The sequence below is a fragment of the Halomonas sp. G11 genome, assembly GCF_001663515.1.
Taxonomy (GTDB): domain Bacteria; phylum Pseudomonadota; class Gammaproteobacteria; order Pseudomonadales; family Halomonadaceae; genus Vreelandella.
In genome coordinates this window covers 1-15,426 of sequence record NZ_LYXG01000001.1, presented here as the reverse complement: position 1 = coordinate 15,426, position 15,426 = coordinate 1, and the positions used below count along the sequence as shown (strand labels likewise).

At 55.6% G+C, this 15,426-nt stretch carries 18 protein-coding genes; 11 read left to right on the top strand and 7 right to left on the bottom strand.

Annotated features, from left to right (window positions below; genetic code table 11):
• The first annotated feature begins 6 nt into the window (after positions 1-6).
• The 4 genes from cydB to ADS46_RS00075 all read left to right on the top strand — a co-directional run bounded on the left by cydB (position 7) and on the right by ADS46_RS00075 (position 2,551).
• Complete coding sequence (gene cydB, locus ADS46_RS00085) at positions 7-1,014, top strand: cytochrome d ubiquinol oxidase subunit II (RefSeq protein WP_066314621.1); 1,008 nt, start codon at positions 7-9, stop codon at positions 1,012-1,014.
• A 34-nt stretch (positions 1,015-1,048) separates the two neighbouring features.
• On the top strand, positions 1,049-1,171 hold the full coding sequence (locus tag ADS46_RS18315; RefSeq protein ID WP_082925912.1) for a DUF2474 family protein: 123 nt from the start codon (positions 1,049-1,051) through the stop codon (positions 1,169-1,171).
• Between the two features lie 172 nt (positions 1,172-1,343).
• Positions 1,344-1,964 carry a LysE family translocator gene (locus ADS46_RS00080; protein WP_066314612.1) on the top strand — a complete coding sequence of 207 codons (621 nt, stop codon included), beginning with the start codon at positions 1,344-1,346 and terminating at the stop codon, positions 1,962-1,964.
• A gap of 23 nt (positions 1,965-1,987) precedes the next feature.
• Complete coding sequence (locus ADS46_RS00075; protein WP_066314610.1) at positions 1,988-2,551, top strand: flavin reductase family protein; 564 nt, start codon at positions 1,988-1,990, stop codon at positions 2,549-2,551.
• 24 nt (positions 2,552-2,575) lie between these two features.
• Here ADS46_RS00075 and ADS46_RS00070 read toward each other — a convergent pair whose 3' ends face one another.
• From ADS46_RS00070 to ADS46_RS00060, 3 genes are all read right to left on the bottom strand, one after another.
• Positions 2,576-3,814: an ATP-binding protein gene (locus ADS46_RS00070; protein WP_066314608.1), complete on the bottom strand. Its 1,239-nt coding sequence runs from the start codon at positions 3,812-3,814 to the stop codon at positions 2,576-2,578.
• Between the two features lie 169 nt (positions 3,815-3,983).
• On the bottom strand, positions 3,984-4,715 hold the full coding sequence (nfsA, locus tag ADS46_RS00065) for an oxygen-insensitive NADPH nitroreductase (protein WP_066314603.1): 732 nt from the start codon (positions 4,713-4,715) through the stop codon (positions 3,984-3,986).
• A gap of 174 nt (positions 4,716-4,889) precedes the next feature.
• Entirely contained in the window at positions 4,890-5,822 is a 933-nt protein-coding gene (locus tag ADS46_RS00060) for a DMT family transporter (RefSeq protein WP_066314601.1), read from the bottom strand.
• Between the two features lie 107 nt (positions 5,823-5,929).
• On the opposite strand from ADS46_RS00060, the gene ADS46_RS00055 reads away from it, so the two are divergent.
• Together ADS46_RS00055 and arfB are read left to right on the top strand one after the other, a co-directional pair.
• Positions 5,930-6,808 (top strand): LysR substrate-binding domain-containing protein, encoded by an 879-nt coding sequence (locus ADS46_RS00055; protein WP_066315106.1) that lies wholly within the window; start codon positions 5,930-5,932, stop codon positions 6,806-6,808.
• A 115-nt stretch (positions 6,809-6,923) separates the two neighbouring features.
• Positions 6,924-7,337 carry an alternative ribosome rescue aminoacyl-tRNA hydrolase ArfB gene (gene arfB, locus ADS46_RS00050; protein ID WP_066314599.1) on the top strand — a complete coding sequence of 138 codons (414 nt, stop codon included), beginning with the start codon at positions 6,924-6,926 and terminating at the stop codon, positions 7,335-7,337.
• Positions 7,338-7,465: 128 nt separating this feature from the next.
• On the opposite strand, the gene ADS46_RS00045 is transcribed toward arfB, so the two are convergent.
• A complete protein-coding gene (locus ADS46_RS00045; protein WP_066314596.1) occupies positions 7,466-7,672 on the bottom strand; it encodes a cold-shock protein in 207 nt (68 codons plus the stop codon).
• Between the two features lie 340 nt (positions 7,673-8,012).
• Between ADS46_RS00045 and ADS46_RS00040 the strand changes: the two genes are divergently transcribed.
• The 5 genes from ADS46_RS00040 to ADS46_RS00020 all read left to right on the top strand — a co-directional run bounded on the left by ADS46_RS00040 (position 8,013) and on the right by ADS46_RS00020 (position 12,736).
• Complete coding sequence (locus ADS46_RS00040) at positions 8,013-9,182, top strand: alpha-hydroxy acid oxidase (RefSeq protein WP_066314593.1); 1,170 nt, start codon at positions 8,013-8,015, stop codon at positions 9,180-9,182.
• A gap of 523 nt (positions 9,183-9,705) precedes the next feature.
• The gene (locus ADS46_RS00035) at positions 9,706-10,953 is read left to right on the top strand and encodes an ATP-grasp domain-containing protein (RefSeq protein WP_369596866.1); all 1,248 of its coding nucleotides are present in this window, start codon (positions 9,706-9,708) and stop codon (positions 10,951-10,953) included.
• A 200-nt stretch (positions 10,954-11,153) separates the two neighbouring features.
• Positions 11,154-11,507: a CidA/LrgA family protein gene (locus ADS46_RS00030; RefSeq protein ID WP_066314586.1), complete on the top strand. Its 354-nt coding sequence runs from the start codon at positions 11,154-11,156 to the stop codon at positions 11,505-11,507.
• A gap of 3 nt (positions 11,508-11,510) precedes the next feature.
• Positions 11,511-12,230, top strand: coding sequence for an LrgB family protein (locus ADS46_RS00025; protein ID WP_066314584.1), 720 nt, complete (start codon positions 11,511-11,513; stop codon positions 12,228-12,230).
• A gap of 29 nt (positions 12,231-12,259) precedes the next feature.
• Positions 12,260-12,736: an NYN domain-containing protein gene (locus ADS46_RS00020; protein ID WP_066314582.1), complete on the top strand. Its 477-nt coding sequence runs from the start codon at positions 12,260-12,262 to the stop codon at positions 12,734-12,736.
• Positions 12,737-12,738: 2 nt separating this feature from the next.
• Here ADS46_RS00020 and ADS46_RS00015 read toward each other — a convergent pair whose 3' ends face one another.
• The 3 genes from ADS46_RS00015 to ADS46_RS00005 form a co-directional block, all read right to left on the bottom strand.
• Positions 12,739-13,779, bottom strand: coding sequence for an ABC transporter substrate-binding protein (locus ADS46_RS00015; protein ID WP_066314579.1), 1,041 nt, complete (start codon positions 13,777-13,779; stop codon positions 12,739-12,741).
• Positions 13,779-15,176: a sensor histidine kinase gene (locus ADS46_RS00010; protein ID WP_066314578.1), complete on the bottom strand. Its 1,398-nt coding sequence runs from the start codon at positions 15,174-15,176 to the stop codon at positions 13,779-13,781. The genes ADS46_RS00015 and ADS46_RS00010 overlap by 1 nt, the downstream gene beginning before the upstream one ends.
• The coding region (locus tag ADS46_RS00005; RefSeq protein WP_199825159.1) for a winged helix-turn-helix domain-containing protein at positions 15,173-15,426 on the bottom strand (254 nt) is incomplete at its 5' end. The genes ADS46_RS00005 and ADS46_RS00010, both read right to left, overlap by 4 nt.

The following is a 15,426-nucleotide window of genomic DNA, read 5'->3' as shown; positions in this document are numbered from 1 at the left end:
TGCACCATGGGCATTGATTTATCACTTACCTGGGCCATTATCATCCTGTTTGGTGTGATGATGTATGTGGTCATGGATGGTTTTGACTTAGGCATTGGCCTGCTTTTTCTAAGCGTTCATGACGAGCAGGAGCGCGACATTATGATGAACACCGTGGCGCCCGTGTGGGACGGAAACGAAACCTGGCTGGTGTTAGGCGGCGCGGGACTATTCGCCGCCTTCCCTCTCGCCTACGCTGTGGTGTTGGAAGCACTGGCGATTCCGCTAATCGTGATGTTGCTGGGGCTGATTTTTCGCGGCGTCGCCTTTGAGTTTCGCTTCAAGGCCTCCCCCCAGCGGCGCCATGTATGGGACAAAGCCTTTATCGGCGGCTCGATGCTGGCGACCATGGCACAAGGCGTTGCCTTGGGCGGCTATATTCAGGGGATCGCTTTCGATGGTATTCATTTCAGCGGTGGCTCGCTGGACTGGCTCACGCCTTTTTCGCTGTTTTGCGGCGTCGGCCTGCTGTTTGCCTATGCCCTGCTAGGCAGCACCTGGCTAATCATGAAAACCGAAGGTGCCTTGCAACAGCGCATGTACCGGATCACCAAGCCGTTGATCCTCGGGCTGCTGGTGATGATCGCCCTGGTCAGCGTATGGACTCCGCTGGCCTACCCGAATATTGCTGCTCGCTGGTTCTCACTACCCAACCTGCTGTGGTTCTTACCGGTTCCTATGTTGGTCGCGCTGGCAGGTTGGTGGCTGTGGCGGGCTATCACCTGTCAAGACACCGCCCTGCCCTTTGTGCTGGTACTAGCGCTGGTGTTTCTGGGCTACAGCGGCTTAGGCATTAGCCTCTGGCCGACGATTATCCCGCCTGATGCATCCATCTGGCAGGTCGCCGCCCCCGCCCAAAGCCAAGGCTTTGCCCTGGTAGGTACGCTGTTTATTCTGCCGATTATCTTGATGTACACCGCTTGGAGCTACTATGTCTTCCGCGGCAAGGTGAAACTTGGCGATGCTTACCATTAACCCCCTGTCACCCTGCGTATCTAAGAGCAAGACAATGAAACCTCTCGTCAAGCGCCTGGGCTGGTTAGTCACTATCTGGCTTTCGAGTGTGGGTGCTCTATTGCTGATGTCGTTGGGGATTAAGTTTGTGATGAGTTTGGCGGGACTGACCAGTTAATACGTGTATTTCTTCTCTATTAGTCACAAAGCCGCAACAAAGCAAGCGACTACCTCTACTCACCCCACAAAATACCGGTAGGCACAGCGATAAAATTGCAACGCGGCACGCCAGAACTTACAACTATATGGCAAGATATAGTTAATAATTCAACAACAGGGCGGGTAACGCTATGCCGATTGAGCTTTGGCTGTCGTTTGTACTGGCGTCGTTTTTGGTGATCGCCTCCCCCGGCCCCGCGGTGGCTCTGCTGGTCATGACCGGCATTAATCAAGGTCGCAGAGCCGCGCTGGCGATGCTGCCTGGCTTTTTCTTGGGCGACCTGGTGGCGATGTCACTTTCGTTTGCTGGCGTAGGCGCCCTGCTGATGGCGTCGGCGGAGCTATTCGCCATCGTTAAATGGCTAGGGGTTCTCTATCTGCTTTATCTAGGCATCAAGATGTGGCGAGAATCCGGCCAACTGAATGACCTGGAAGCCTCTGGTACCAACGTCAAGCAAGGCACTGCCAAGGCCTTTTGGGTAACACTCCTGAACCCCAAAAGCATTCTTTTCTTCATGGCCTTCATGCCGCAGTTTATTAACCAGACCCAGCCATTGGCGCCCCAGTTGGCGATTCTGTTTACCACCTTTCTGGTAATAGGGGTCATCTCGGATTTCGGCTACACACTGCTGTCGACGACAAGCCGGAAACTGATGACTGCCAAGTTTCGCCGCCTGTTACACCGTTGCGGTGCAGGTAGCTTGATCGGCGCGGGGGTATTGATGACAGTGATGCGCCGCCCGAGCGCCTGATCCAGTCCAACCGGAGGTTGTTGATGACACACCCGATGACGAAGGAAGACTTCCCCGTCTCGAACATCAGACACTTTCTTGAGCCCGGCCCGATTGTGCTGGTTTCATCGCAATGGCAAGCGCAAACCAACATCATGACCATGGGATGGCACATGGTCATGGCGTTTTCCCCCTCGCTCATAGGGTGCGTTATCGCTGCCGGAAATCACTCCCACGACCTTGTGCGTCACAGCGGCGAATGCGTGATCAATATTCCCTCGGCGTCGCTTGTCGATAAGGTGGTGGGTATCGGTAACTGCTCCGGGGGCGAGGTCGACAAGTTCAAGAAATTTGACCTAACCCCAGGCAAAGCAGAGAAGGTGGGGGCGCCGCTGATTGAGGAGTGCTACGCGTCCTTTGAGTGCAGGTTACACGATGACGCCATGGTTGAACGCTACAACCTGTTTATCTTTGAGGTCGTGAAAGCCCATGTAGCGCCCTCGGCCGATGATGAAGAATCGCTGCACTACCGGGGCATGGGGGAATTCATGCTGTCAGGCAACACCATCGACCGTACTGAATTGTTCAGACCGTCGATGCTTGTCTAAGTAGATCGGCGACGGTGGCTTTCCTCACTCTCCCCATAGCATACTGATGGGCACAGCAAAGCAGCCGGGCACATTAAGCTTCACGCAGTGCCGTCCGGTATAAATCAACATGCCGCCTCGAAACTGCTTGCCCGCTTGGTCAGCAAGCCTCGCGAGCCCTGCGGCATCCTTGGCCAGCACAGAAGCCGAACGTTTAACTTCAACCCCCCAAAGCGCCTGACCACGCTCAATGATGAGATCCACCTCAACCTGGTCTTTATCACGGTAGTGAGAAAAACGCAGCTCGGGTTCGACCCAAGAAGCTTGAGCCATTAGTTGCTCGACCACATGGGTTTCCAACAAGGCGCCGAATCGCTCTGTTTCCGTCAACCATCGCTCTGAGGATAACCGTCCTAACGCAGCCGCCAGCCCGGTATCGACTACATGTAGCTTAGGGCTTTTGATCAACCGCTTAGCTTGGTTACGATGCCAGGCGGGTAACTGGCGCACGAGAAAGAGCCGCTCCAGGATACTCAGGTATTTACTGACTGTGCCGCGCTCCAAACCTAATTCATTGCTCAAGGTGCTCACATTGAGCAGGCTGGCAGTCCGGTAAGCGAGTAGTTCCATCAACCGCAGCATGCCATCCTCATCTTGAATGGCTGCTATATCCTTTACGTCACGCTGAATAATGGCATTGAGGTATTGACGATACCACTGACGAGCCCGGTTGGGTGATCGGCGGTTGGGCTCAGGGTAGCCACCCTGACAGATAATGTCTGGCGTAGCGGGCAGCGGCATGTTCTCTGGCACGATCCTGGGAGCTAACTGCCCCTCTATTAGCTTGGCCAGCAAGGTCGATTCACTGACACGTTTCTCCTGCTCGGCCAGCGGGTGCAGGTAAATAACCTCCATACGACCCGCTAGTGAGTCCTGGGCCTTGGGCAGCAGTAGTAAATTGGCAGACCCCGTGAGCAGAAAGCGCCCTGGCTGGCGGTCGCGGTCAACCACCGATTTTATCGCCAGCAGCAGCTCGGGAGCGCGCTGCACTTCGTCCAAAGTGCTTCGCTCCGGCAAGCTCTCGATGAACCCCAAGGGGTCATGCTGCGCAGCTGCCAGCAGCGTCGGCTCATCCAGATTCAAATACGCGCGATCTGGATCTATGCGTTGCGCGAGTGTCGTTTTACCCACTTGCCGAGGCCCTAGCAAGCATACCACCGGCGTATCGGCGAGAGATTCTAGCACTCGATCACGGATCAGCCGGGGTAGATAAGCGGTGTCCATAGCATGCCTCTGCGCAGCGTCCAATTGCGGATTATTATAGCGTCCAATTGACGACTCAACCACCGTCCAATTGCGGGTTATGACAACGTCCAGCTGTCGGCTACATTACCGTCTAATTGTGGGTTGGCAGAGAAATAACGACACCGGTTTATAGTCAGTGGGTGTACACTCACTGCATCTTGAATCCTTTCTCGATCAGAAATTCACGCATGTGCGGACGCAGCTTTTGGGTAAATAACGGCGTCAGGTTGTGCGACCAATCCGTGTCCTTGTTGCCGCCTTTACGAGCCTGATAGTAGCCCTGCATGGTTTGGTCGAAAGCCGCGACTTGCTCAGAGTCATCGCTGTAATGATTTTCCTTGAGCACCGCCTCGACCGGTAGACGCGGTTTGACGTCCGGGTCGTGGGCGGGGTAGCCAATGCACATGCCAAATACCGGGTAGACATGCGGCGGCAGGCCCAGCAGGTCACTGACTGCCTGGGGGTTATTGCGTATCCCGCCGATATAGCAGATGCCGAGCCCTTCCGACTCCGCCGCTATGGCCACGTTTTGCGCGACAAGCGATACATCCACCGTGGCGACCAGCAACTGTTCGGTCATACCGCTGATGACGTCTTCCCCGGTGCGCTCGGCGGCTTCAAGCGGGCGCTTCATGTCGGCACAGAAGACCAAAAACTCGCTGCAGCTTGCCACGTAGCCCTGACCGCCGGTTAGCTCGACCAACTGCTCACGTTTCGCCATATCGGTGACACGCATCACACTGTAGGCTTGAATATGGCTGGACGTCGCAGCGGCCTGCCCCGCGCGGATCAGTTCAGTCAATAAGCCGTCGGGCATCTCGCGCGGCTCAAACTTGCGGATCGAACGGTGCGAGGTCAGCAGCTTGATAACGTCGTTCATGGGCTTCTCCATGGCATAAAAATCCAATTATTATAAACCCTTACTGCCTTCGGGTGCATGGCATCGCTATTCTATCCACAAAATTGGCCTGAGCTCTAATGTCATAGGACAAAAGTGATATCCGTTGTGAAGAGTAAAATAGGTGGCATGGTCGGCATAAATAATGCTGGAAAGTCATCTTGTGCCTTGCTGAGAAGAGAGTACGCTTTCATCACTTCTGTGGTCCCCTCTAGAGGTTAGGTTAAACAGTGATGAGGACGTCTGGGTAATGACGCCACTAGCAAAAATGGCAACAAGCGCCACCAGTAATGGTGCGTTCATGGGAGCCCAGCCAAGTACTACGACAAACAACGAAGAGAAAACCGGCACCAAATAGGTCAAAATACCAAGTAGCGTTGTTGAGCATGTTAGCAACGCATATCCCCACGTCATAAATGCCAACCCATACGGCCCAAATCCGATCAGAGAAGCTAATAGCCAATCCCATTGATTGATGTTCTTCGCAGCGGGTTCAAGAAACAGATGCAGGCAAAGCGAGACGCAGGCAACACCACCAAAAATACGCTTGAAGTCTGGCCGCTGCGACTGACTCTCCCCTTTTAGATAAAGTGAGAAGACAACCCACGATATCCCAGCAGCCAACCCGGCACCATAAGCTAGCGGGGGAGTAGGTTCGCTTTCCCCGGATGTCAGAATCAATGGCATCAAACCTGAAAAGGCGATTAACGCTCCTAATAGCGTCTGTATCTGTAGCCCTCGTCCTTCTAGCTTATCAGACACAAGCATCAGGCCGACTGGCCAAGTATACGTCACCAACGTCACTTTGGCGGGATCGCCATTACCCAATGCCAAGAAATAAAAATATAACGCGCCAGTCAGTCCACCAACGCCCATCACCCAGAATTTCATATCACAAGCCGCAGATGGCACTGACGACTTAGAGCCTCTGCGCCCAAGAACTTGGGCCAGCATAGCGGCTGACACCATTGCGATGGTTGCTGTTAACATCGGTGGTAACTCTATCAACGAGCGCAGCAGCGGTAGGCTTGCCCAAAGCGTCACCGTCAAAAGTCCAGCCAAAATTCCCAATGTTGGCTTATTTCTCATGTTTCACTTCCTTTCGATATCCGCCGATTGCTCGTTTGACGTGCATTGTGGCAACGCCACTGCCATCATGAAAACGAAGTCTCTTAATGAAGCTATCGAGAAATGTGATGACCGAGAATAAAGGCTATAGACCCCTGGACCTTGCGCTTCTCAAGACTTTCGTCAACGTAGTGGACAAAGGTGGTTTTACCTCAGCGGCTGATCAGCTCTTCCTGGCGCAGTCGACTGTTAGCGCCCACATGAGTCGTTTAGAGACGGTATTAGGTTGCCAGCTATTAAAGCGGGGACAGAGAGTTGCTACCCCTACGCCAGCAGGTGAGCGCTTATTGATTCATGCACGCCAGATGCTTCGCCAGAGCGCCTTGGCTTGGCAGGACGTAAAGAAACAGAGAATCGCGGGTGTCGTGCGCTTGGGGATACCTGATGATTATGTGATCTATCTCCCAGAAGCGCTTTCTGAATTTGAGGCACGCTTCCCCGATGTCGAGTTGGAAGTGCATTGTGGTTTGAGTGTCGATTTGGTCGAACAAGTGAATATGGGGGCCCTTGATATAGCCATCACGACACGCCAGCCTAATAGTCCTGGCGGAGAAGTGCTGTGTCGTGAGCCCATGGTGTGGGCAGGCGCTCCCGGCTACGACACCCACTTTCGTTCCCCCTTGCCACTTGCTGTTTCTCGGGAAGGTGTCTGCATTTTCCGGGAGCGCGCTATTGCTGCACTGGACGCAGCAGAAATACCCTGGCGGATCGCCTATGCCAGCCCTAGCTTATCAGGACTCACTGCCGCAGTTCGCGCGGGTCTTGCTGTTACTGTGCTTACTCCCTCTATGTTGGGTACTGAGCTGCGTTTATTAGACAATAATGAGGGACTGCCAGAGCTACCCATGTCAGAAATCACACTGCACCGGAGTCCAGGACGGCCTTCTGAAGCAACACAACACTTGGCAGCGCAATTACAGGCACATATTCGAGAGAAACAAAGTTAGGCAAGGCAATCCATCAATAGACCTGATGCAGGTGCTTGACCCGCCGTAAACGCCAGATGTGAATTATAAAATCGGCGCAGTTGCCCTCGTTACCGCCCACATACCAAGGAGCCCTATGCTACGTATTTCCAACAATGTGGAACTGGCTGAATGGGAAATCGAGCTGAATCCTATCCGCGCGCAGGGGGCTGGCGGCCAGAACGTCAACAAGGTGGCGTCGGCCATTCACCTGCGTTTCGATATTCACCGCTCGAGCTTGCCGCCCTTCTACAAAGAGCGGCTGCTGGCACTGACCGATCAGCGCATCACCCAGGAAGGCGTGATCATTATCAAGGCCCAACGTTATCGCACCCAGGAACACAACCGCGAGGATGCCCTGGCACGGCTGCGCGAATTGATTCGCGAAGCGGTCAAGCAGCAGAAAGCGCGCAAGCCGACAAGACCCAGCCGTTCCGCCAAACGCAAACGGGTGGATGCCAAAACGCGTAAAGGCAAAACCAAAAATCTGCGGGGTAAAGTGACGCTTTGATAGATGCTGGCGCGGCAGGGCACGCGCACTTTTCATCAAAAAATGCACGGCTAGATACGCAAAAACCCCGCACATGGCGGGGTTTTAAGCTTACCGACGAATCGGTAACCAACATTACAGCATGCCGTTCACGACAGTACTTTAATGTTGGAAGCTTGAAGGCCTTTTTGACCCTGAGTGACGTCAAAAGAAACCTCTTGACCGTCTTGCAGGGATTTGAAGCCTTCAGCCTGAATTTCGGAGAAGTGCGCAAACAGGTCGTCGCCGCCTTCTGCTGTAGAAATGAAGCCGTAGCCTTTTGCGTCGTTAAACCACTTTACTGTGCCAGTTGCCATGATCGAAATCCTCGATTTAGCGAAATGTATGCCGGGGAAATACCCGAGTTGCGATGGGTAGAACAAGAAACTTTCACCAGGCTCAAACACTAAAGATGCTTCGATGCTACTGACTACGTTCAACTTGCTATCCAACTGCCACCACCTTGCGCTTTCATAACCCATACGTCAACAGCACGAACGAAAAATCGCAGGGCGATGACGCCTTATCATCCTGTTGTTTAATTTTATGCCGGGCTATGTATTCAAGGCGGTATTCTGTTAAAAAAGTCATTGGTGGTGGTCTGGGTCTGCTGCCGAGAGCGTCTGCTGTCTTTCTCACACTTCTACAGGATTACACATGCCGGTCTATACCAATATCGAAGATCTCCGTCGTCGTTATGCCCGCCGCACGCCCAAGATGTTCTATGACTATGCCGAGTCGGGCAGTTGGACAGAGCAGACCTTTCGCGAAAACACCAGCGACTTCCAGCACATCCACCTCAAGCAGCGAGTAGCGGTCGACATGTCCGGGCGTACCACGCGCAACCAGATGATCGGCGAAGACGTTTCCATGCCGGTGGCCCTGGCGCCGGTGGGGCTGACCGGCATGCAGTCCGCTGACGGTGAGATCAAGGCGGCGCGGGCAGCCGAGAAATTCGGCGTGCCGTACACCCTGTCGACCATGTCGATCTGTTCGATTGAAGACGTTGCCGAGCACACCACCAAGCCGTTCTGGTTCCAGGTTTACACCCTGAAAGACGACGATTTCATGCGCCGTCTGATCGAGCGCGCCAGAGCGGCCAATTGTTCCGCGATTGTGGTGACGGTGGACCTGCAGGTGCTTGGCCAACGCCATAAAGACATCAAGAACGGGCTGTCAGCGCCCCCCAAACTGACCCCTCGCTCAATTGCCAACATGGCCACCAAGATCCCCTGGGGGCTTGAAATGCTGCAGACCAAGCGGCGCTCGTTCGGCAATATCGTCGGCCATGCCAAGGGCGTGACGGACCCGTCGTCGTTATCAACCTGGACGGCGGAAGCGTTTGACGTCTCGCTGGACTGGAACCGGATTGCCCAGTTCAAGGAGTGGTGGGGCGGCAAACTGATCGTCAAGGGCATCATGGCGCCGGAAGATGCGCGGCGTGCCGCCGAGATCGGCGCGGATGCCATCGTCGTCTCCAACCATGGCGGTCGCCAGCTGGATGGTGCCATGAGCTCTATCCGCATGCTGCCCGCCATCATGGACGCCGTTGGCGACAAGGTGGAAGTGCATCTCGATTCGGGGATTCGCTCGGGCCAGGATGTCCTCAAGGCACTTGCGCTGGGTGCCAAGGGCACCTACATCGGTAGAGCCTACACCTATGGACTAGGCGCTGCGGGCGAGGCCGGCGTCACTCGGGCGCTGGAGATCATCCACAAGGAACTGGACACCACCATGGCACTTTGCGGTGAAACCGATACCCGCAACCTCGGTGAGCACAACCTGTATGTGCCCCAAGGCTTTGGCGATCCTACCGTCAAGCTCTAATACCCTCGGGCGGCTTGACGGCCGCCCGACGGCACCAGCCGCCCAATGTTTCGTTCTCACCAGGCTTCGGTATCGTGGCTCTTTTGACGTTGGCCTTGGCCACCCCCGCATAACTGCAATGCCTTGTTTTTCATTACTTTACAGGGCTATCCCCGTATAAACCTTGACGCCCGGCAGCGCCGCGCCAGGCTCATCCCTGCCTTCCGGGAACCGGCCGCGATGCCCCCTGTGAAGCGCTAACAGTATGCAGAAAAACTTATACAGCCTTTTTCCAGAAATCCTACAATCAAATTGCCATCCAGGTGGGAATCGTCTAGGTTAAAGTGAGAGTAGATGTGTTGAAAAGTTCCTACTGCTGACATGGTCGATCATCTCTAAACAACACTGGCTGCGTCTTGCTTCACCTTGTTCACCCCAATGTTGTCGCAGTCTGTCTCGGTTAACCCGCAAAGGAGAACATCGAATGTCGATAACATCAGAAAAGCAGTTACCCGAATCGGTAACCGCTTGGCGCGACCCGGAAATGGATTCGGTTAAAGGTACCGAGACCCCGAAGGACCCTAACAAGGGTTACATTGCCCTGCTCGGCTGGAGTGTCAACGCGATCAAGGCGGCGCAAAAATTTGACCGCCGTTATGTCGTGGTTGCCCCGGAATGGGCCGAAGATTTCTGCACCGCCAACAATATCCCCTTCATCGCCTGGGATTTTATCCGCCTGAATGACCGGTCCATGGAAATCGCCGAAAGGCTGAAAGCCGAGGGCGTCGACGTTGCCATCCCGCTGTTTGAAGAAACCGTTGAGTGGTCCGGTGCGATAAACTCTGTCCTGCTCGACAGCCCACGCATGTACGGGCAGTCCATCCTGTTCCGCGACAAGGCCCTCATGAAGCGCCGTGCGCAGCTTGGCGGTATTCGCGTGGGGATTTTCGAGGAAGCCCACGAGAAAGAAGACGTCATTCGCTTCATGAAGCGCGTCAACCAGACGCTGCTCAAGCTCGATGGTGACCCGGACGACCCGATTCACGTCAAGGCATTCGATAAAGCCGGTTGCCTCGGCCACCGCATGATCCGCACGGTGGAAGAAATTGAACACATTCCAGATGAAGAATATCCGCTGCTGATGGAAAGCCACCTGAGCGGCTGGGAATTTGCGGTTGAAGCCTGGATACACGATGGCAAGATCCAGTTTCTCAACATCTCGGAATACGTGACGTTGGGCTATTCGGTCTTCGTGCCCGCCACGCAAGAACTCGAAAGCTGGCGCAACGCGATTACCAAGCAGATCGAACTGCTGATTAAAACCTTCGACATCCAGTTTGGCCTGATCCATCCCGAGTACTTCGTCACCGCAGACGGCGAGATGTACTTTGGCGAGGTTGCCTATCGCCCGCCCGGCTTCAAGGCGTTCGAGCTGATAGAAAAAGCCTACGGGTTTAATGCGTACCAGGCCTCAATGCTGGTGTTCGACCCCAAAAGCACCAAAGAGGAAGTGGCTGCCTTCTTCCCACGCGAGGTGGTCGATGCAAAAGGCTACGCAGGCTGCTTCGGTGTGTACCCAAGGCGCCGCGTGGTCAGCAAGCTGGAGATGCCCAAAGAAACGATCGAGCATCCCTATTTCGAGTCCCACGAACTGGTCGCGCCGACGGAAGAAACCGTGCCAGACCGCTCGGCCTTCGGGACGCACTGGGGCCTGCTCTTCTTCTTCGGTGACGATCCCATCAAGATGCGGGATCTGTTGAAAGCGCAGGAGGACCTGGACTTCTACGTCTAACGTTCCTGTCACGCAAAACGTATCACGAGGGCGCGTCTATCAGTCTCTGGAATACTTAAATTCCTGACGCTGATAGGCGCGCCCTACGTTTTTTGCCCGTCATCCCATAGCATGTATCGACAATATCCGTGGCGTGGTGAACTCGCCACAGGGGTATACAACGCTTAACCCTTTCCAAAACAACTGGCGAGGTCATCAATATGGTTCAGGGGTTTTTGATTCTGCTGATTTGCCAACTCATGGGCGAGTGGCTAATGGTATGGTTCGGCTGGCCAATTCCGGGCCCGGTAGCGGGCATGCTCCTCCTGCTGATTGGGCTGATGTTCTTTGGCCGCGTGCCGGATGGCCTACGTTTACCCGCCGAGGGATTGGTGCGGCATTTATCGCTGCTGTTTGTCCCGGCAGGCGTCGGTTTGATGCTATTTGCAGAGACACTCGCCCAGCAGTGGCTCACGATTCTGGCATCGCTGCTACTGAGCACCCTTATTACCTTGTCGCTAACCGGCTGGATGCTGCAGGCGTGGGAAACACGTCAATACAAGCATAAGGAATAAGCGATGGAGCTCACCACTTTTTGGGTTTACTTCAACGCCCGGCCTTTGTTCTGGATTGTGATTACGCTGGGGGCCTACCTGTTAGCCAGCGTGCTTAATCGCAAGGCGGGTGGCACTGCGCTGCTGCATCCGGTGCTGGTCGCTATGTTGATGATCATCCTGCTGCTGACCCTTAGCGGCACCGACTACGACACCTACTTTGAAGGAGCGCAGTTCATTCACTTCCTGCTGGGCCCCGCCACCGTGGCGCTGGCCGTGCCCCTTTATGACCACCGTGCCCGTATTCGCCGAATGCTGCTGCCGTTGCTGGTCGTTTGCCTAAGCGGCAGCCTGACGGCCGTCGTGACCACCGTCTTGATTGGCCAGCTTTTTGGCGCCAGCGATTCGCTGTTGCTATCCATGGCCCCTAAATCGGTCACCTCTCCCATCGCCATTGGTATCTCGGAACAGATAGGCGGGTTCCCATCACTATCCGCCGGTTTATCGTTGACCACCGGCGTGATGGGTTGCCTGCTCGCCCCACTGGTATTTCGCGTACTCAAGGTGCGTTCACATACGTCAAGCGGCTTCGCACTCGGCCTGGCCGCACACGGGTTCGGAACGGCCTATGCCATGCAGCGCAACACCCTGGCAGGTGCCTTTGCTGGCTTGGCGATGGGCATGACGGGGATATTCAGCTCCGTGCTGATTCCACTGGTCAGCCAACTGTTCGGTTTGAACTGAATACAACTTACGGAAAACTAATTATAGTTATGGAAAAAGTCGCCATATTCGTGGATATCCAAAACATCTATTACACGGTGCGATCAGCATACGCAAAAAACTTTGATTACAATAAGTTCTGGGCTCGGGCAACGACAGGAAGAGACGTTGTCAAAGCCGTTTGTTATGCCATCGACAAAGGCGATAAAAAACAACGCGAATTTCAAACGATACTAAGAGCCATTGGTTTTGAAGTGAAGCTAAAGCCCTTCATTCAACGCTCGGACGGCTCCGCCAAAGGCGATTGGGATGTTGGCATTGCCCTCGATGCAATAGAGTACGCCGAACAGGCCGATACTATCGTGCTGGTAACCGGTGATGGAGACTTTGATCTACTCGCCAATAAAATCCGCACACACCATGGTAAAACGGTTGAGGTTTACGGTGTCCCTCAGTTTACAGCCGCTTCACTGATAAACGAGGCCAGTGCGTTTATACATATCGATAAAGCACTGCTGCTAAATTAGCGTTAATCATCGCCGCGCTGATAGCGACTGAACTCACGCTGCCACCGCGCCATAAACGCATCGCGGCGTAGGGCATCGACAAAGGCAAGCACCGAGGCGTTAAGCGTGATCGGATAGAGACGATCGCCGACCTGATCACGCAAGCGTTGAGCGGTGTAAGGCCCGACCACGTCGGGCCGAACGCTGAACAGCGGGGTCTGGGCCGCCAATACACGCTGACCATCCCGGCTGAGCAGAAAGTTCATGAAGGCTTGCGCCGCGCGCGGGTTCGGCGCATCACGGTGGATAAACCCCGTTCGCATCATCACCAGGGCATAGTCCTGAGGTACCTGCACAATTACCTCGGGATTTTCCTGAGCCCACACCATGGCGTAGGAACCCAAGAGGTTGTAACCCAGCCAGTAGCGCCCTTCCGTCAGCCCTTCAAGCATCGAACGGGTATTGGATTCGAGCTGGGCGTCGGCGTCCCCCAGTACCGTCACCAGATCCCAGAACCTGTCGGTATAGCGAGCATCCTGCTGGAAAAGGGTGTAGCCGATCCCGCTTTCTGACGGGGAGTAAGTGGTTACTTTACCCTGTAACGTCTCACGCTGTTCGCTTAGCAGCGTGTGAAGGTCCGCATGGGTTTGCGGCGGCAGGATGTGGCGCGCCAGATCAAGCCGGTAAGCCATGACGATCGGCTCGAAGGTGAAGCCGAAAAGCTCATTTCGCCATTTGGCCCAGTCGGGCCATTCACTGGCCTGTGCAGAATCCAGCTTTTGGGCATAGCCCTGGTTCACCCGGTTCATCTGCCAGGGCATGGCGGAGCTGATCACCACGTCGGGCGGTGGGTCCGCTGTCGCTATCAAGTCATTGACTTCCAATGTGGAACGATCACGGTAGATGAGCTCGATAGCCGGGTGGGCCTGCTCGAAAGCCGCCAAAAGAGGCGCGACGACCTGCCGGTCCAAGGCGGCTTCCACCACCAGCGGCATCGCCTGCAAACGCTGAGAGGATGATAAAAAGACAACCAGCAGGGCCGTCGTCAGCCAAAGGCGGTGCATCAGGGTTCCCCTCTTATCGCCAGAAAGTGCAACTCAATCCGAAGCCCATGCGGTTGCCTCTCTTTGACATGAAGTTCAGCCTCATGGCGTTGCGCAATGGAATCCACAATCGCCAGACCCAGGCCTGACCCCTGCGTATCCTGACGCCCGCCGCGTTCAAAGGGCTGAAACATCCGATTGCGAACCTCGGGCTCCACCCCAGGGCCATTATCCTCGATATAGAGCATGATGTGATCGTCGATGGTCTCTAGTCCCAGGGTAATCTCACTACCGGTGGGGGTATAGCGCAGCGCGTTGTCGATCAGGTTGCCCAGCAACTCACGGAGCGCCCACGCTTGACCCCGTATCATGACGGGCTCGGCAGGCAACTCGGCCAGCCCCAGGTCGTGGTGCATCGCCACCTCGCGCTGGGCCCATTCAAGCACGGTGTCATGGAGCGTCGTTTTCAGGTCGAGGGGCTTGAGCTCGTCAGCCTCTTCAATATGGCGCAGGCGCGCAAGGCTCAACAACTGGCTGGCAAGGCGGCTGGTGCGCTTTGCACCGTCGTGGACGTCCGACAAGGCTCGATACCACTCATCTGGGTCGTGGCTATGCAGAGCCAGCTCGCTGGTACTCTGCAGGCCCGCCAGCGGGGTCTTGAGCTGATGGCTGGCGTCCGCCGTGAAGCGCAGCAGGTTGTCGCGGCTTTCACGCTGGCGGGTAAACAGCGTATCAAGCGCCTCGACCGTTTCACGCAATTCTTCCGGCACCTTGCCATTGAGGGGCCGCGTGTCATCCGCCGTGCGTTGCCGCAATTGATGGCGCAGTTGGCGCATCGGCTTCAATGCCACTCGCATTGCCAACAGCATCAGGATGCCTGCCAGCAGCACCATGGCGATAAAGCGAATGACCGCTCGGTCGAACAGCTCTTTGGCCAGTGCCTCGCGCCCACTGACCGTATGCCCCACCCAGATCTGCACGGGATCCTGAATGTCCCATCCCGCCGAGTCGTATTCCCTCCCATGCAAGCGCCAGCGGGTACCCGCCTGGGTCAGATCAAGCCAGGTCGGCTCGATGGCCGCCTTGTCACGCCCTGCCTTGGGGATGGGAATATCGAGGTTGGCCGAGATGCGTCGTCCGTCAGGGTCGAGCACGGCGTAGAAAACCCGCTCCTGATGAGAGGTTGCCAGAATCTGCAGGGCAGCGGGCGGAATCCTGACGACAGGCTCGCTGCCTTCCCATTGCACCGATTCGGCGGTGGTCAGTGCCGCCGCTTCAAGCTGACTGTCGTAGGCGCGCTCGGCCGCACGCTGGGTGGAATAATAAGCCTCCATCAGCAGTAGCGTACCGAGCCCCGAGACCATGACCAGCAGCCAGATCGCCAGACGCGCTTTTAGCGTGCCTTGAACGTGAATCACCCTGGCACTTCCTCAAGGCGATAGCCCAGGCCCCGAAAGGTTCGGATACGCAGACAGCTGCCTTGAAGTCGCTTGCGCAGGCGGCTCACGTAAACTTCCAGTGCGTTGGAGCCAACGTCCCCGAAGCTAAACACCCGCCCTTCCAGCATCTCGCGCGGGGCGATATTGCCCGCATGTAAAAGCAGCCCTTCAAGCAGGCGCAGCTCACGGCGGGGCAATTCAAGCACTGTGCCATCGAGTGTCGCGACGC